This is a genomic window from Streptomyces sp. (genome assembly GCF_036524955.1).
GTDB lineage: Bacteria > Actinomycetota > Actinomycetes > Streptomycetales > Streptomycetaceae > Actinacidiphila.
The window spans coordinates 19,737-36,325 of the sequence record NZ_DATDBG010000147.1 but is presented as its reverse complement, the minus strand read 5'-3'; the positions used below and the strand labels follow the sequence as shown (position 1 = coordinate 36,325).

General features: G+C 72.4%; 14 protein-coding genes. 4 read left to right on the top strand and 10 right to left on the bottom strand.

Annotation, left to right across the window (positions count from 1 at the left end; genetic code table 11):
- Window positions 1–56: 56 nt before the first annotated feature.
- The 4 genes from pspAB to VIW71_RS11995 form a co-directional block, all read right to left on the bottom strand.
- Window positions 57–608 (bottom strand): PspA-associated protein PspAB, encoded by a 552-nt coding sequence (pspAB, locus tag VIW71_RS12010; protein WP_331622095.1) that lies wholly within the window; start codon window positions 606–608, stop codon window positions 57–59.
- Complete coding sequence (htpX, locus tag VIW71_RS12005; RefSeq protein WP_331622094.1) at window positions 608–1,507, bottom strand: zinc metalloprotease HtpX; 900 nt, start codon at window positions 1,505–1,507, stop codon at window positions 608–610. The genes pspAB and htpX overlap by 1 nt, the downstream gene beginning before the upstream one ends.
- Window positions 1,508–1,623: 116 nt before the next feature.
- Window positions 1,624–2,577 (bottom strand): quinone oxidoreductase family protein, encoded by a 954-nt coding sequence (locus tag VIW71_RS12000; protein ID WP_331622093.1) that lies wholly within the window; start codon window positions 2,575–2,577, stop codon window positions 1,624–1,626.
- A gap of 301 nt (window positions 2,578–2,878) precedes the next feature.
- A complete protein-coding gene (locus VIW71_RS11995) occupies window positions 2,879–3,112 on the bottom strand; it encodes a hypothetical protein (protein ID WP_331622092.1) in 234 nt (77 codons plus the stop codon).
- 120 nt (window positions 3,113–3,232) lie between these two features.
- On the opposite strand from VIW71_RS11995, the gene trxA reads away from it, so the two are divergent.
- Both trxA and VIW71_RS11985 read left to right on the top strand, forming a co-directional pair.
- On the top strand, window positions 3,233–3,607 hold the full coding sequence (gene trxA / locus VIW71_RS11990) for a thioredoxin (protein ID WP_331622091.1): 375 nt from the start codon (window positions 3,233–3,235) through the stop codon (window positions 3,605–3,607).
- Between the two features lie 417 nt (window positions 3,608–4,024).
- Complete coding sequence (locus tag VIW71_RS11985; protein ID WP_331622090.1) at window positions 4,025–5,719, top strand: bifunctional 3'-5' exonuclease/DNA polymerase; 1,695 nt, start codon at window positions 4,025–4,027, stop codon at window positions 5,717–5,719.
- Between the two features lie 13 nt (window positions 5,720–5,732).
- On the opposite strand, the gene VIW71_RS11980 is transcribed toward VIW71_RS11985, so the two are convergent.
- From VIW71_RS11980 to VIW71_RS11970, 3 genes are all read right to left on the bottom strand, one after another.
- Window positions 5,733–5,948 carry a hypothetical protein gene (locus VIW71_RS11980; RefSeq protein WP_331622089.1) on the bottom strand — a complete coding sequence of 72 codons (216 nt, stop codon included), beginning with the start codon at window positions 5,946–5,948 and terminating at the stop codon, window positions 5,733–5,735.
- Entirely contained in the window at window positions 5,945–6,355 is a 411-nt protein-coding gene (locus VIW71_RS11975) for a hypothetical protein (RefSeq protein ID WP_331622088.1), read from the bottom strand. Before VIW71_RS11975 ends, VIW71_RS11980 begins: the two co-directional genes overlap by 4 nt.
- A gap of 358 nt (window positions 6,356–6,713) precedes the next feature.
- The gene (locus VIW71_RS11970; protein ID WP_331622087.1) at window positions 6,714–8,180 is read right to left on the bottom strand and encodes a sensor histidine kinase; all 1,467 of its coding nucleotides are present in this window, start codon (window positions 8,178–8,180) and stop codon (window positions 6,714–6,716) included.
- Between the two features lie 1,657 nt (window positions 8,181–9,837).
- On the opposite strand from VIW71_RS11970, the gene VIW71_RS11965 reads away from it, so the two are divergent.
- Window positions 9,838–12,774: a helix-turn-helix transcriptional regulator gene (locus tag VIW71_RS11965; RefSeq protein WP_331622086.1), complete on the top strand. Its 2,937-nt coding sequence runs from the start codon at window positions 9,838–9,840 to the stop codon at window positions 12,772–12,774.
- 487 nt (window positions 12,775–13,261) lie between these two features.
- Here VIW71_RS11965 and VIW71_RS11960 read toward each other — a convergent pair whose 3' ends face one another.
- The 3 genes from VIW71_RS11960 to VIW71_RS11950 all read right to left on the bottom strand — a co-directional run bounded on the left by VIW71_RS11960 (window position 13,262) and on the right by VIW71_RS11950 (window position 15,926).
- Entirely contained in the window at window positions 13,262–14,506 is a 1,245-nt protein-coding gene (locus VIW71_RS11960; protein WP_331622085.1) for a cytochrome P450, read from the bottom strand.
- Window positions 14,507–14,799: 293 nt separating this feature from the next.
- Window positions 14,800–15,189 (bottom strand): hypothetical protein, encoded by a 390-nt coding sequence (locus tag VIW71_RS11955; protein ID WP_331622131.1) that lies wholly within the window; start codon window positions 15,187–15,189, stop codon window positions 14,800–14,802.
- A complete protein-coding gene (locus VIW71_RS11950; protein ID WP_331622084.1) occupies window positions 15,105–15,926 on the bottom strand; it encodes an alcohol dehydrogenase catalytic domain-containing protein in 822 nt (273 codons plus the stop codon). Before VIW71_RS11950 ends, VIW71_RS11955 begins: the two co-directional genes overlap by 85 nt.
- A 346-nt stretch (window positions 15,927–16,272) precedes the next feature.
- Between VIW71_RS11950 and VIW71_RS11945 the strand changes: the two genes are divergently transcribed.
- Entirely contained in the window at window positions 16,273–16,572 is a 300-nt protein-coding gene (locus VIW71_RS11945) for a hypothetical protein (RefSeq protein ID WP_331622083.1), read from the top strand.
- The last annotated feature ends 17 nt before the right edge of the window (window positions 16,573–16,589 follow it).

Below are 16,589 nucleotides of genomic sequence, written 5' to 3'. Positions count from 1 at the left end.
GGAGTTCGTCGGCAGTGATCCCCAACCATAGGGACTCCGGCAGCCCTCTGACGGTGTCACAGGCCCGGCGCGCCCCAGACCGGGAACCAGCGCGACAGGTCGTTCTCCAGTCGCAGGTCGTTGGCGACCAGCGCCTTCACCTGGAGCTCCAGGGCGCTGTCCCGCTTCTCGCCGGGGAGCGGCGCGAACGGGTAGAACGACCCGCGCTTGTAGAGGTACACCAGCGCCAGGGAGCGGCCCTGCGGGTTCGTGAAGGCGAGCAGGGAGCACAGGAGCTGCGGGCCGAAACCGTGGTCCTCCAGCGTGGAGTTGACGGCGTGCAGATCGGTGACGAGGTCGGTGGTCTCGGTGGGCCGGTGCCGGCTGAGCAGCCACGTGTAGCCGTAGTCGTCCTGGCTGGACTCGACGGTCAGCAGGGCGCGCAGGTCCTGCTGGATCTCGGCGAAGGCGCCGCCCTCGACGGCCGCGAAGCACACCGAGCCCAGCCCGGTGGGCCGCAGGTCGCTCGCCGCCTCCAGGGTGATCGCGGCCGAACTGAGCCCGAAGAGCTGGTCGAGGTCGGGGCGTACGGGTTTGCTGCGCCCGAGCAGCACGTCCAGCAGCCCCATCAGCGGCGGCCCAGTTCGAGGGTGATCCGGCCGAGCTGCTCCAGCCGCTGCTCCAGGGTGGGGTGGGTGGACAGCAGCCTGGACAAGGAGGGTCCGGCGCTGAGCGCGGGGGCGAAGTAGAAGGCGTTGAACGGCTCGGCCTTGCGCAGGTCCCTGGTGGGGATCGCGGCCATCTCACGGCTGACCTTGGTGAGCGCCGAGGCCAGCGAGGAGGGACGGCCGGTGAGCAGGGCGGCGCTGCGGTCGGCGGACAGTTCCCGGTAGCGCGACAGCACGCGGGTGAGCAGGAAGCTGATGACGTACACGGCGGCGCTGACCAGCGGCACGAGGACGGCCACGGCGGCCGTGCCGGGGTCGCGGCTGCGCTGGAAGCCGCCCCACAGCCCGATCCGGGTGATGACGCCGGCGAGCAGGCCGAGGAAGGAGGCGATCGTCATCACGGCGACGTCCCGGTGCGCGACGTGGGACAGCTCGTGGGCGATGACACCTTCCAGTTCGTCCGGTTCCAGCCGGCGCAGGAGTCCGGTGGTGGCGCAGACCACGGTGTTCTTCTCGTTGCGCCCGGTGGCGAAGGCGTTGGGCACGTCGGAGTCGGCGATCGCCACCCTCGGCTTGGGCAGGTCGCCGAGGGCACAGATGCGGTCCACCACGCCGTGCAGCTCCGGGGCCTGTTCGGGGGTGACCTCGCGGGCGCCCATGCTGAAGGCGGCGATGCGGTCGCTGAACCAGAACTGGGCGATGAACAGGATGCCCGCGATCACCAGGATTATCGGCCAGGAGCCGCCCAGCAGCGCCAGCAGCGTGCCCACGAAGACGACGTAGAGCAGTCCGATCAGGAACATGGTGACGATCATGCGGGTCGTCAGTCCCCGGTCGGGCGCGAAGCGGTTCCGGTTCATGGCCCCTCCCGAGTTCGTGCGGGGCGTGGGTCGCGGTCCGCGGCCCGACGTGCTCCGTCGCTGTGGGTGTGTCTCTGCCACCAGTGCAACGACCAGGACGGCCTCACCGGTTCCGCTCAACGGGTCATATCGAGGACCAGCTTCCCGACCGTGCGGCGGGCCAGCAGGTCCCGGTGGGCGCGAGCGGCCCCGGACAGCGGGTAGACGCCGCCGGTCCGGGGCCGGAGAGCGCCGGCCGCGGTCATGGCGAGGAGTTCCGCCAACGGCTCGTGGTACATCCCCGGACGGCCGAGGCAGTGCGCCAGCCAGAAGCCGACGAGGGTCTGGGAGCGGGCCAGCAGCTTGGCGGCTTCCACCGGGGCCGGCGGGGTGCGCGACGCCATGCCGTACGTGACGAGCCGGCCGAACGGCGCGAGGGCGGCGAGCGAGGCGTCGAAGACCGGGCCACCGGTCATCTCCAGGACGATGTCGGCCTTCCGGCCGCCGTTGGCCTCGACGATCCGCTCCTTGAGGCTCGCCGGGTCGGGGTCGAGCGCGGCATCCGCGCCGAGTTCCAGGGCGAGGGCGCGCTTCTCCTCGGTGGAGGCTGTGGCGATCACCCGGCCCGCGCCGAACGCCTTCGCGAGCTGTACGGCGAGCGAGCCGGTGCCGCCGGCCGCCGCGTGCACCACGACGCTCTCCCCCGCGGTCAGCCGCGCGGCGGTGCGCAGCAGGTGCCACGCGGTGAGGCCCTGGACGACGAGGGCGAGCGCCTGAACGTCCGAGACGCCGTCGGGCACGTCGTGCGCCAGGTGCTCGTGGACCACGGCCTGTTCGGCGTAGCCGCCGTTCTCGGTGAGCGCGACGACCCGGCGGCCGTCGGGTGTGCGGCCGACGACCTCGGCGCCGGGCACCATCGGGAGGCTGGAGCGGGAGAGGTACGAGTTCTCCACGGTGTGCGTGTCGGCGTAGTTGACGCCCGCGGTGTCCACCCGGACCAGGAGTTGTCCGGGGCCGGCCACCGGATCGGGCAGTTCCACCTCGCGCAGCACCTCGGGGCCGCCGAACTCGGTGATCTGGATCGCGCGCACGATGACTCCTGGGGACGGGGGCGGCTTCGCTCCCCGCCTGCGAGCGCGGGGGCCTGACCCGAGATTACCGACTGGTCGGTATGGAGTGCACTGGTCGGAGTGCGCCGCCCTCGACGGAGCGCACCGCCCTACCCGGGCCGCCCGTCAGACGGCCGGCGGCCGGGCGCGGGGGCGGCTGAGGCGGCTGAGGCGGCCGGGGCCCGCGTACCGTGCGGGGCCGGGGCGGACGATGCCGCTCTCCTGGGCCTGTTTCCAGGATGTCGGCGCTCGGCCGGGCACTCACCCGCCTGTCCGTCCGCCCTCAGACGCCGGTGAGCCCGGGGACGCGGCCGACCAGCTCGGCCCACTCCGTGTCGGCGTGCCCCGGTACCATGCGGCCCGCTGAACGCCACTGGTCGGCGAGGGCCGCGAAGACGGGAGCGTCGGTGCACCACAGAACCGTTTCGCCGCGGGTGCCGCACCCCGCCCGTCCCTGGCCGGCGTCCTGGCCGGCCTCGCCGCCGCTGTCCGGGATGTGCTGTCTCGCTGCTGCCATACGCCGACCAACGAGCGCGGGGGCCCACGCCACCGCGATCGCGGGTCGCGCCACCCGAATGAGTGAACGGGACGCGGAGGCGAGGTGGAATTTCCGGCGGCGGCGACTCGTTGTGAGGGCATGAGCACTGTGGAGCTGACCAAGGAGAACTTCGACGAGGTCGTGTCGTCGCACGACTTCGTCCTCATCGACTTCTGGGCCGCCTGGTGCGGGCCGTGCCGGATGTTCGCGCCGGTCTACGACAAGGCGTCGGACAAACACGAGGACCTGGTCTTCGCCAAGGTCGACACCGAGGCCCAGCCCGAGCTGGCCGCGGCCTTCCAGATCCAGTCGATCCCGACGCTGATGATCGTGCGCGACAAGGTGGCGATCTTCGCCCAGCCGGGCGCCCTGCCGGAGCCGGCCCTCGAGGACGTCATCGCCCAGGCCCGCGCCCTCGACATGGACGAGGTCCGCAAATCCGTGGCGGAGGCGGAGGCGCAGCAGACTTCCTGACCCCTCCCCTTCCGCCCAGCCTCACGGTCCGGCGGTGCCGGTTGTCACACCCGTCCGGCACCGCCGCGCCGCGCTCTGCCCCGTCCCGCCGCGCCACCGGGAAGAGCCGAACCCGAACGGGCCGAGCCACGTCCCCCGGTTGTGCCCGGGCGGCAGCGGAAGACCCCGCGTCCGCGTCGCGAAGCCGGGCCGGCCGGTTCTTCCCGCCACGACGGCGAGCATCCCGGCGGCGCCGGACCGCGCCGGCCACCGGTGGGTGGACCCCACCCCGGGCGACCAGTCCCCCTTTTCCCGCATGTACCACGACCCACCGCCCCCGGGCTGCAGCGGAGAGCCCCCAACGCCTCCGCGGCCCCCGGAAGACCCCGCTCCCGTACGTCCGGCGGCGCTGTCGGTGGGGGCGCTTACGCTCGGGGCGTGGGGAGAGCCGAAGCCGTCGCAGGGCGGCTTGCCGTGGTGGCCGATCCGGTTGGGTCGGGCGGACGGTTGCGCGCCGTCGCGGAGGACGGGACAGCGGCGGGGCCGGAACTCGTCGTACCGGACCTGGCCGCGGAGGTCGCGCGCCGGGAAGCGGCCGAGGGCCCACGCTGGGTGTGGGTCGCCACGGACGAGACCTACCCGTGGCTGCTGGACCGCGGCGCGCCCCGCCTCGCCCGCTGCCACGACATGAAGCTGGTCGAATCGCTGCTGCTCGGCCAGGAGGGACGGCACGGCCGCCCCCGGTCGCTCGGCGCCGCGTGGGCGCGGCTCGACGGGCGGCCCGAGCCCGAGGACGCCCCGGAGCCCGGCACCGACGACCAGCCCGTACTCTTCACCGCGGACCGCCACCGCCTGCCGCCGGATGTGGACCCGTTGACCGCCCTGATCGCCGTACACGCGGCCCAGCAGCGGCGGATCGCCGGCGGTGAGCGCCCGGACCGGATGCGACTGCTGTGCGCGGCCGAGTCCGCGGGCGCCCTCGCCGCGGTGGAGATGGGCCGCGACGGGCTGCCCTGGAGCGCCGCCGTCCACGACGAACTCCTCACCGGCCTGCTCGGCCCCCGCCCGTCGCCCGGCGCGCGACCGGCGCTCCTGGGCGACCTCGCCCGGCGTATCCAGGACTGCCTCGGCCACCCGGTGAACCCCGACTCCCCCGCCCAGATGCTGCCCGCCTTCGCCCGGGCCGGCGTGCACCTGAGGTCCACCCGCTCGTACGAGTTGCGCGGCGTGGACCACCCGGCCGCCGCGCTCCTGCTCCGGTACAAGGAGCTCTCCCGGATCCACACCGCCCACGGCTGGGCCTGGCGGGAGACATGGGTGCGCGACGGCAGGTTCCGGCCCGAGTACGTGGTCGGCGGCGTCGTCTCCGGGCGGTGGGCGACGCGTGGCGGCGGAGCGCTGCAGATCCCCCGGCCGCTGCGGGCCGCGGTGGTCGCCGACCCCGGGCACCGTCTCGTCGTCGCCGACGCCGGGCAGTTGGAGCCGCGTGTGCTGGCGGCGATGTCCGGCGACGCGGGACTCGCCCGGGCCGCGGGCGACGGCGACCTCTACGCGGCGCTGGCCCGGGACGCCTTCGCCGGTGACCGCCCGCGCGCCAAGGTCGGGCTGCTCGCTGCGATGTACGGGCAGACCAGCGGCGAGGCGAGCCAGCTCCTCGCGGTGATGCGGCGCCGTTTTCCCACCGCGCTGGCCCTGGTGGAGTCCGCGGCCCGCACCGGCGAGGCGGGCGGCACCGTACGCTCGCAGCTCGGCCGCACGTCCCCGGCGCCGTCCGCCGACCGTTTCCTCGACGAGACCGCCGACCCCGGTGACGGCGCCTCCCCCGACCGGCGCGCGGCCCGCTCCTGGGGGCGGTTCACCCGTAACTTCGTCATCCAGGCCAGTGCGGCGGACTGGGCGCTGGCCATGCTCGCGGCACTGCGGCGACGGCTCACCGCGATCGGCCCCGAACCCCGGCTGGTGTTCTTCCAGCACGACGAGGTGATCGTGCACACGCCCGTCCACCTCGCGACCGCGGTCGAAGCGGCGGTGACGGCGGCGGGCGACGAGGCCCGCCGCCTGGTCTTCGGCGCCACGGCGGTGTCGTTCCCCCTGGAAACGCACGCGGTGGAGTGCTACCTGGACGCCAAGTAGCCCGCGCGACCGCTCACTTGTCCGCGGCCGCGTCCGACTCGGCCGCGGCGGCGGCCGAATCCGCGTCGTCGACGAGCTGGCGCAGATGGGCGAGGTCGGAGACGGATGGCGCCGACGGCGTACTCCCGGGCGACGCCCCGCCCCGGTCGTCCTGCCCGCACCCGGCGACCAGCAGCGCGGCGAGCGCCACCGCCGGCAGCACCGCGAAGCCCCTGATCCGGCCGGTCACTTGGCGGTCTCCGGTGTGCCCGCGCCCTGGTGCCGCGTGCCGCACCACGTCCGTACGGCGTCCAGATCCGTGCTGCGCTGGTTCAGCATCGGCACGAGGGACTTCCGGAAGGCCAGCTTGTCCTTGAGGTACGTCTCCACGACGGTGTTGCCCGCCGCCGCCGCGTTGTCCACCCGCTTCTGCAGCCGCGCCACCGAACCCCGCACCGTGGCCGGCCCGTTGAGCCGCCGCAGCGCCCGGTCGATCCGCGCGTCGATCCGCGGTACCCGCTTGCACAGCGCCCGGTCCTTCGCCCTCGCGGAGGGCAGTCCCGACTCACGGCTGTCCGCGGCGGCGCTTCCGGCGGTGGCCGCCACCAAGGCGATGGCGGCTGTCGCCGCCGCCAGCGCGTTACGCGTGGTACGCATGGGGTTTCTCCTCCGACATTCCTACGGCTCGCCCGTGCCCGGGTCCCCCGCAGCGTAGGAATGCTCTTTGTGGAAACCTTGTGGACCTCGCGCCGGTCGGCTCGGGGTTCCGGCGGAGGTACGAGCCCTGGGGCCACGGCCGGAAAACGGTCCGCCGTCCCGGACGACGGCACCCGGCACCCGGCCACACGCTGAGCTGGTCCTCGTGGTGACGGCACCAGGCCGTCGCCCGCCGCCGCACTCACCGTCGCACCCGACGTCACAAACTCACTCAACCTGACGGTGCGCCAGTCGGCCATACCGCAGAGAACAGCCCTGACCAGCACAGACAGCAAACTGCGACTGGAGTAGGGCCCGATCATATGCGCCTCGCCGCGTATGAAGCCGTCGTAGCGCCGGTCAGCCAGTCGCGTTGACGGGGCAAGGTCGATACGCCCTTGGCTCGTGGAAGGTCGAGGACGAAGCACGCGCCGGGACGGCCGTCGGTTCGGTCCGTGACCGTGACGGCGCCACCGTGCAGGGCTCCTTGCTGGCCGACCAGGGCCAGGCCAAGGCCGGAACCGAGGCTGTCGGGGCGGCGGTGGAAGCGGTGGAAGACGACGTGGCGGGCGGCCGGGGGTATGCCCGGGCCGTGATCGGCGACGGTGAGGCGTACCGCGGTCCCGTCCGGGGAGGGCTGGAGCGAGACCTCGACGGGACCTGCGCCGTGCACAATCGCGTTGGTGAGCAGGTTGTCGACGGCCGAGCGCAGGCCCGGCGGCCACATCTGGATCACGCAGGGGCCGGGTGCGACGGTCTCAATGTGGGCCTGCGGGTAGTCACGGCGCAGGTCGCGTACGGCCGCGTCCACGAGTTCGGCGAGGTCGCCGGGTACGAACGCGTCGGCCTCGACCAGGTCGCCTTGGGCGAGGGTACGCAGCATGACGAGCAAGCCGAGGAGCCGTTCGTGCGCGGCTCGCAGGTCGGCGACGACTTCGGCTTGCTCTGCCGGGTCGGGCAGCGGATCGCCGTCCAGTACATCCAGATTTATCCGCATGCTCATCAAGGGGGTCCGCAGTTCGTGGGACGCGGCCGCGGAGAACGATCGGGCGGTTTCCAGCGCGTCGGCGGTGCGGACGGCCTGCTGGTCATAGCGGGCCAAAAGGGTTTGCAGGGTGCGGGCCAGGTCGTCGATCTCCGGCACCCGGGTCGGAGCGTGGTCGAGGCGGGCCTTGCTGGTGCGGGGGTCGATGCCGCTGGCGCGTCGCTGGAGGAGGAGCAGCGGGCGGGACACCCGGGCTGCCGCAAACCATGCCAGGCCGCCGGCGAGGGGAGCGGTCAGGAGCGCCACGGTCAGCACCCGGCGCCGCACCTGGTCGATCTCCGACTGGCCCGCGGTGTCGCTGCTGAACAGCCACAGCATGCCGGACGCGGCGGGCCTGGCCCCGCGGACCGGCACGGCCAGCACCCGCCAGCTCTGGTGTCCGGCACGAAGAGTGATTGGCCGGGCGGCGCTCCGAACGGACGGCAGCGGCACGGAGTCAGCGGGCTGGGGCCCGCCGGAAACCGTTCCCTGGGGGCCGGTGACGCGGATGCCGACGTCGAGCGCGGCGCTGAAGAGCCTGCGTCTGCGGGCCTCCTCCACGCTCGCCGGACGGTCGTTGGCCATGGCCCGCAGCAGGTCGCGGGCCTGCCGTTGGACGTCGGAGGCACGCTGGCGCAGATGCACGTCCGCCTGCCGGTGCACGTCGCCCGTCACCAGGCGGACCATGATCCACCCGGAGGCGAGCACCAGCAGTGGCACGAGGACGCCCACCGCCAGGGCGATCCGGGTCGACAGCCTCATCCGCCCACTCCCCTCTCCCAACGGCTGCCGGACGGCATCGCCGGTGAGCGGAGCATCCCGGGCGTCACGTCCGGTGCCTGGCGCCCGCCGCGGTCGCCCCTTCGGCTGTCGGCCGGCCGGTTCCCCGGCACCACCCGCCTTGCCGCCCGAAGCCTCCGCTTCGCGATCGCAGCATCGTCGCACTGCGGCGGCCAGGCGTCACGGTCAGGGTCCTCCCTTGTGAACCCAACATGGAGTTCGGCGCCGTACCGGCGTCCGGCGGCTCGGCCGGTCCACCGAGCACCGCGCAGACCCGTCCCCGGCAGCCGACCTGTCCACAACGGGTGAGCGTGCACCGACAGCAGCGCTCACCAGGACGTCTGGCGGAATATGCCGGAAGCAGCAGATCGAACGTCCGGGGCCGAGCCGGGTCGGTGAGGGCCGACTGGCGACTCGCCTCGTGCCGCCCACCGCGCGTGACGTCACCTGGCGGCGGTGCGCGCCACGGACACCGAAGCGGCGGCCGGGAAACCCGATGGATCAATTCCGTTTGCTTTCCCGCGCGCAACTGCCGTCACCGTACCGTCACCTGTCCCACCGACGCATTCAGGGCCCCTCGTCGGCGACGAGCCCACTGGCCGCGAGGTCGGGGCGACAGGATTCGAACCCGCGACCCCGTGACCCACGAGTCCAAAGGTTTGGCATCGATCACGGCTATCCTGGGCTCCGAATACTGTTCGGCAGGCAAGCAGCGAGGCGAGTCGCCGATCGCGACACACGGGAATGAGCCTATTTCGTATACATCTACCGCTTTGATCACGGCCGGTGCGACGGTGCACGCAAGCCCGATGCCGGGCGGTTCGGCTCCTGACCCGCAGTCGAAAGAGCCGGCAACCCAGGAATCGGAGAGAAATGCGCAGCCAGACAGTAACACCAGGACTCCCACCTGAAATGCAGAGGTTCTCTCCCGCAGGGCGCTCCCGGGGAAACACGGTCGAGAGGATTGGGGACGACAGGACTGTTTCACGACCCATGCGGGAGACCGAAGACGTCGGCTGGAGGATTCATGGCGCGACCGGTCCCGTCCGCCCCTCCCCGCGGGAACCCATGCACCACCAGAGCCTCATCCTACTGCGGGCGTCGGCACACGGTCGCTCGCACCCCCCTGCCGACCACCTCGGAACAGCCGTGCCGCACGTCCCGGAGCGGTAGTGACACACATCACGGCCCGAAATCCGCCATCGCCGCGAACAATTCCGGCCTTCTTTCTCGTGCCGGTGCACCGGACATCTCGACTCCCCCCTTCCCACCGGACGCCGCCGCCGACGCCGTCGACCCCTCGGGGAATGCCCCTCACGCATGGCACGTTAAGGTTGTGTTTCGCCTCCCGAAACCGCACGACGATCCTTGATCCGCACTTCGAGCCGGATACCGTCTTGCCTTCCGGCCCCGGTCTTCCCCGGGTCACCGGGCATGTCGGCGAGCCCGTACGATGAAGGGCCCCACCGACGGCGGCGACCGGACCGAGGCGAAGAGCGCACCGACGCGCGGCGACCGGAACGCGCCCCGCAGCGATCTCGTCTCCCATGAAAAATCATTGACAGATCGGGAGACCGGCATTTGACTCTTAATGTTCGCCGAGATAGTCGAGACTGCGTCCTAAGGCCGGGGGGCAAGATTGATTACCAGCACGTGGACCGGTTCTGCCGGTACGGGATTATTTGAAGCCCGTACCGCAGATCCTCAAGCGCTGTACGAGCGTGACGCCCAGCTGTCCTCCCTCCTGGCACTGCTCGCCGAAACCCGCCGAGGCAGAAGCGGGGTCGTCGTGGTCAGCGGCGCGGCCGGCCACGGCAAGACCGAGCTGCTGCACACCTTCACCCGCCATCCGGACGCCCGCGCCGCCGTCCGGCTGACGGCCCTGGCCTACGGGGCCGAGCGGGAAGTGCCGTTCGGGGTGCTGGCCCAGCTCTTCCGGTCCGCCCGGATCTCCGGCGAACCGGGCGTCCGCGTCAACCGGCTGCTGCGCGAGGCGCAGAGCACGGCCGCCACCGACGAGATCCTGCCGCAGCTCTTCCACGGTCTGTGTTTCGTCCTGCTCGATCTGATCGAGCACAGCGACCAGCCGGTGATCATCGGGATCGACGACGTCCAGTACGCGGACGTTCCGTCCCTGCGCTGCCTGTCGGCCGTCATCGGACGGCTGCCGGCGTCGCGGCTGCTCGTCGTGCTGAACGAGACACCGCAGCCCGGGCCTTCCACCGCGTTGCTGCTGGCGGAGCTGCCGCCCGAGCCCCGGTCGCGGTGGCTGCGGCTGGAGCCGCTGACGCCCGGGGGTGTCGAAGCGCTGCTGGCCGAGCGGCTCAGCCCGCAGGCGGCGCGCGGGCTGAGCGCCGAGATCCACACGCTCTCCGGTGGGAACCCGCACCTGGTCCGCGGACTGGCCGAGGACAACCCCGAGCCCGCGTCGTCCGAGGACCGGCCGCGGGCCGTCGTCGGGGCGGGATTCCGCCGGGCGGTGCTCCACTGCCTGTACCGCTGCGATCCGGCGATGCTGACGCTCGTCCGCCAGTTGGCCGTACTGGACCGCCCGCTGCCCGACGACCTGCTGAGCCAGCTCGTGGGATGGGACGTCGAGACCACGGTGCAGACCCTTGATTCCCTGAACGCGACGGGCATCGTGGCGGGGAGGGAGCTGCGGCACCCGGAGATCGGGGCAGCGGTGCTCACCGGGATGGTCCCGCGCGAGCGGAGCGACCTGTACGTGCGCACCGCGGACGTACTGTGCACGGTGGGTGCCTCCGTGGTCGTCACCGCCCGGCTGCTCATCGCGGCCGACCGGATCGACTCGCACTGCGCCGTACCGCTGCTCCAGCAGGCCGCCGAACAGGGGCTCGCCGACGGCGACCACGACCTTGCACTCAGGTGTCTGCGCCTGCTGGGCCGTCATCCCACCGCTCCGCACACCCATGCCCGCACCCTGGCGCTGCTGCTGCGCACCGAGTGGCGCAAAGACCCCTCGCTGGCCGCCCGCCGGCTCCCCGAACTGGCCGACGCCGCCCGGACGGGGGCACTGTCCGGGCAGGCCATGGCGCTGCCGGTCCACGGGCTGATGTGGTTCGGCAACGAGGAGGAGGCCCGGACGGTACTGGAGGAGGCGGAACGCAGGGCCGGCACCGCGCAGGACACGGAGGCCCTCGCGCAGTTGGGGATGTCCAGGCTCTGGCTCGACCTGCTCTATCCGGCGACCGGCGGCGGCCCGGGAGCGGGCGACGCCGTCATGGACGCCCACTCCGCGTCCGCGGTCTCGCCGCACCCCGGCGCCGTGGCCACGGTGCGCGGTGTGCTGACGGCCGGGCCCGGCCCCGACACGGTGGCCGACGCGCTTCAGACCCTGTACCGGAACCCGCTGACCGAGCAGACCTTCCCGTCCCTGATGGCGGCGCTGGTCACCCTGTGGCTGAACGACCGTCTCCCGGAGGCCCGGCACTGGGCCGACGCCCTCGCCGCCGAGGCCGAGGGGCGGTCCGCCCCGGTGTGGCACGGCATGCTGCTCACCGTGCAGGCGCTGGTCGCGCTGCGCAACGGCGATGTCCGGACGGCCGAACTCCGCGCCCACCGGGCGCTCGACACGGTCTCGCTGGAGAGCTGGGGGGTGGCGATCGGGTTTCCCGTGGGAGCCGCCCTCCAGGCGCTGACCGCGCAGGGGCGGTACGACGAGGCGCTGACCCTGCTGAAGGAACCCGTGCCCGAGGCCCTGTTGCGCACCCCGATCGGGATGTTCTACCTCCGGGCCCGCGGCCACTATCTGCTGGCGACCGGCCAACCGCGGGCGGCGCTGGGGGACTTCCGCACGATCGGGCGGATGGCCGACCGGTGGAAGCAGGACGTCCCCGCCGTCATCCCCTGGCGTGGCGACGCGGCGCTCGCGCTGGTCCGGTGCGGGGACACCAGACAGGCCCGGGAACTGGCCCAGGAGCAACTGGCCCTGGCCGGACCCGATCAGCACCGGGTGCTGGGCGCGACCCTCCGGGTGCTGGCCGCGGCCGGTCCCCCGAAGGGCCGCACATCGGCGCTCACCAGGGCGACGCAGCACGCGCAGGACAGCGACGACCTGCTGGAGCTGGTGCACATCCTGGTCGACCTGGGCTGGGCACATCAGGAACAGGGCGCCTACAGCAAGAGCCGGCAGACGCTGCGCCGGGCGCAGAATCTCGCGGACGACCTGGGGATCGTGCTGCCGCAGCGGCTGCTGCCCGGACCGGCGGGGGGCACGGGAGACCGTCCACCGGGGACGGCGCAGGGCGGTGAGTGGTCCGACGCCCTCAGCGACGCGGAGTTGCGGGTGGCCACCCTCGCGGCCGGCGGGCACAGCAACCGTCAGATCGCCCACCAGCTCTTCGTCACGACCAGCACCGTGGAGCAGCATCTGACCCGGGTCTACCGCAAGCTCAACGTCAAGAACCGCACGGATCTCGCCGACGAGCTGCACGCCGGCCTCGGCCTGCGGGCCCGCTCACGGGCGGACGTCGGAGCGGGCCGCCCGGTCGGCGCGGACCCCATCGGAGCGGACCCCATCGGCGCGGGCCCGGCCTCCGACCGGGAGGACGGCTGAGAGGGGCTCGTGCGACCGTACGGGGGATCGGTGCCATGAGCCCCGAGGCGTGCGGAGTCCTGTCATCCGCACGCCGGTACGGCGGCCGGAGCCCGGCGGGCGACCGGGCGGGCCGTCGTACGGTCCGTGATCAGGAACCGGCCCGGCGAGCCCCATGGCGCCGCCGGCCTGCTGGGAGGTGACGGCGAGCCCGGAGGCCACGCCCTGCTCCTCTGCGGCGACGCCGGTGCCGGCCGCGACGAACATGGTGACGCAGGTGACACCACCGGCCAGGCCGAAGAAGGCGATGCCGGGAAGGACCACCCAGAACGAGCCGCCCACGGACATCCCGGCGGTCACGGCCACCAACCCGACCCCGGTGCCGATCATGCCGATGAACAGGGCCGCGCCCGACGGCCCCCGGGCCGACCGCGGGGCCGGTCCGGGGGCCGTGTCCGTCGCACAGCGCCTCAAACACCTCAAGGGCGGGCGGACGGGGGGCGGTTCCTCACGCGGCGGAGCTGAGCCTGACCGGCAGTTCGCCCAGGGTCCGCAGCACCATCCCGGGGAAGCGCTCGGGCTCCTCCACGGTCAGTTCCACGTCGTGCTTGACGAGTTCGGCCAGTGCATAGTGCGCCGTCATCCGGGCGATGGGCGCGGCGATGCAGAAGTGGATGCCGTGCCCGAAGCCGAGGTTCTGGCCGGCCGGGCGGGCCAGGTTCAGCACGTCCGGGTCGTCGTACGCCTTCGGGTCGTGGTTGCCCGCGCCCAGCACCGCGGCGACGTGCTCGCCCGGCTGTACGGTGACGTCGCCGATCTCGAGCTCCTCGAAGGCGGTGCGCGGGACGATCTGCAACGGCGAGTCGAACCGCAGCAGTTCCTCGGTCGCGCTCACGATCCGGTCCGGGTTCTCCCGCAGCCACTTGTACTGCTCGGGGTGGCGCAGCAGGGCGAGCGAGGCATTGCCGATCAGTCCCGCCGTGGCGTTGAAGCCGGCGGCCAGGACGTTCATCAGCGTCATGCCGAGTTCCATCTCGGTGAGCTTGCCGTGCTCGGTGTACGCGATCACCAGCTGGCTGATCAGGTCGTCGCCCGGGTTGGCGCGCCGATCCCGCGCCATTTCCATGCCGGCCGAGACGAAGCCCTCCCGGACCTCGTCGCGCTGCTGCTTCTCCTTCTCCGTCAGCAGGAAACCGGGGTCCAGACCGCGGCCGCTGAGGTTGGACATGCCGATGAAATCCGCGTGGTACCGCTTCGGCACGTCGATCAGCGCGTCCAGCACCCGCCCGGGCAGCGGCCGGACGAAGGTCGCCATCAGGTCGACGACCCCGTCGACGGCCGATGCGCGGGCCTCGGCGAAGGCCTCGACGGCCAGCTCCCGGGTCCGGGCCCGGATCTTCTCGACCATCCGCGGGGTGAACGCCCGGGAGACCAGGGCCCGGACCCGGGTGTGGTCCGGCGGGTCCATGAAAATCAGCGGCCGGCCGGCCGGGCCGTCGGGGTTGGGCTTGAACTGGTCCTTGACCACCGGGTCGTCGCCGTAGCCCAGCCGCGGGTCGGTCAGAACCGTCTGGCACCCCTCGTGGCTGAGCACCGCGATCATGCCGCCGGGGGTGCGGAATATGTCGCCCTTCTCCTCGCGGAGCTTCTGGTAAATGGGATAGGGGTAGGTGCGGTACTGCGGGTCCAGGGCGTCGAACGGCAGAATGCTCGCCGCGAGTTCGCGGTCAACCTCGGACGTCGTCTCGGTCATGACGGGCCTCCCTTTCACGAGATTCCGGTGTGCTGCGGGGCATGGGCCGACGGCTCCGCGGGGGTGTCGTCGAGGGATCGCGCAGCCAGGTGCGCGATCCCGCTGTGGTCCGGCCCGTCCTGGCGGGTCCTCGGCGGCGAGTTGCCGCCAGTGGCCGGCGAGCCGGTGGCCGGGGCGGCGCAGTACACGTCGCTCGACCACTGGACTCTGCCGGCTCGTCGGCGACCGGGCCGGCGGCCTGGCCGGCACCGCGCCCACCGAGAAGAGTTCGGCGGCGATCCGGGCGAGGAGGATCACCGTGGCCGTGCTGTGCCATTCCGAAATCCCCGTTTCTCCACATTCATCGAAAAGGATTCAGACGGCGGACACCGATCCGCTCCCGCTTCTCGGGATCGGTCACCCGGAGCCGGCTCCAGGCACAGCACGCCCAGCTTGCCGACATGACGGTTCAGCTGAACCGTCCGTGCGGCCTCCGCGCCCTCCTGGAGGGGGTACACACCGGAAAGGACGAGCGACAGCATCCCGATGCCGAAGAGACGGTTGCATTCCGACTGCTCCTGAAGACTCGCCGCGTGACTGCCCACGACGCGCTTGAGATTCATCCACAGACAACGGTTGCCGAATTCGTGCTGGTATCCCGTGCTGGAGCCGCAGGTGACCACGACGCCGCCCTTGCGGACCACGAACACCGAGATGCCGCCGGTCGCCCGGCCGACGAAGTCGAACACGACGTGCGGGTCCTCCCGACCCGGGCGCGGATGGCCCGGCCGAGGCGCTTGCCGCTCTTGACGGTCTGCTCCGGGGTGCCCACCCGGTCGTCGCCGAGCCCGATCTCGTCGCGGTTGATCACCACGTCGCAGCCGAGGCCGCGCAGCAGCTCGTCCATGGGCTCCGAGCCGACCACGCCCACCGGGATGCCGCCGGCGTCCCGGATCCGCTGGCCGGCGCCGAGCATCGCGTCGTCGTGCGTGGCGGGCTCCTGGCCGTCGATCTGGACGCAGCTGACGACCACCCGGTCGCCGGGGCGCCAGCGCCTGACGCCCGCCCCGGCCCGGACCACGACACCGGACGCGTCGGAGCCCACGACGTGGTACGGCAGGTCGTGCCGGGCGGCGAATCCGTCCGTCCTGCCGAATCGTTCGAGAAAGGCGAAAGTCGGGACCGGCTCGAAAGTCGCCGACCATACGGTGTTGTGGTCGACGGAACTGGCCATGACGAAGACGACTTCGTCCGGAGCGAGTTCCGGCATGGGCACGGCGCCGACGTGGAGTGGCTTGCGGACGTCTTTGTCCTCGGCGCCCCCGAACATTCCGACCTCTTCGGCCCCCAGACGGGCGGCCAGGTAATCCCCCGGCAAGTCGAGTGTGCGCGGGTGCTCGCCAGGAGCGCCTTCCAACAGAGCCTCGGTCAACGATTCCACGCCGTTCCTTCCCCCGCCATCAGACCCGGCACGGGCCTCATGAGATGGGTTTCGGTAACTGATTCTCCGCTCTCGAACCCTAGGGATTTCCGCCGGGCGGCCCCACCCTTAACCGTCCCCTAGCGCCTTCCCCGGCGGGCCCCGGACGGAGGTGTGCGCCGGGAACCGGCGGCTAGGGGGATCGGGTCCGCGACCGGCGGAAGGCGTGGTGGGACGACCGGAGGGCACCCGTCCGGGGACGGCGGCGGGATCCGGCGGGAAGAAGCGGAATCCCCTACGCGAGCGCACCCTCACCCGGGAAGGCGGCCGGGCTGTCGACTCTTCGGGCACGCCGGGCCGAGTGCCGGTGGCCGTCCAACACCACGGGGGTACGGCACGGGGTGCCAGCCGCCTGCCGCACGTCCTGAGCTGCTCCGGGCTGCCGGAGGGCGTCGAGAACGCCTCGGGCCTGGCCGTGGGGGCGCCCACCACCCGCCCGGTCGAAACGGGGCGCGTGGCCCAAGGCAAGATCCTCGGCCACGTGAACAGGGGCGTCGTCGGCTCCCCGACCGTCGCCCAGTCCTCGACGTACCTACTGCTGCGGGGCATCGGCTACCGGCGCGGCGCCGGTGCGCGGCATCGGTGGCGAGCCAGGTCGGCGTCGTAGCGCCACCGAAGCCGGGG

What these genes read in the sequence shown, in the direction of transcription:
- pspAB (WP_331622095.1), bottom strand. Translation starts at nt 608, where the DNA reads ATGGGGCTGCTGGACGTGCTGCTCGGGCGCAGCAAACCCGTACGCCCC.
- trxA (WP_331622091.1), top strand. Translation starts at nt 3,233, where the DNA reads ATGAGCACTGTGGAGCTGACCAAGGAGAACTTCGACGAGGTCGTGTCG.
- VIW71_RS11970 (WP_331622087.1), bottom strand. Translation starts at nt 8,180, where the DNA reads ATGAGGCTGTCGACCCGGATCGCCCTGGCGGTGGGCGTCCTCGTGCCA.
- htpX (WP_331622094.1), bottom strand. Translation starts at nt 1,507, where the DNA reads ATGAACCGGAACCGCTTCGCGCCCGACCGGGGACTGACGACCCGCATG.
- VIW71_RS11975 (WP_331622088.1), bottom strand. Translation starts at nt 6,355, where the DNA reads ATGCGTACCACGCGTAACGCGCTGGCGGCGGCGACAGCCGCCATCGCC.
- VIW71_RS11995 (WP_331622092.1), bottom strand. Translation starts at nt 3,112, where the DNA reads ATGGCAGCAGCGAGACAGCACATCCCGGACAGCGGCGGCGAGGCCGGC.
- VIW71_RS11960 (WP_331622085.1), bottom strand. Translation starts at nt 14,506, where the DNA reads ATGACCGAGACGACGTCCGAGGTTGACCGCGAACTCGCGGCGAGCATT.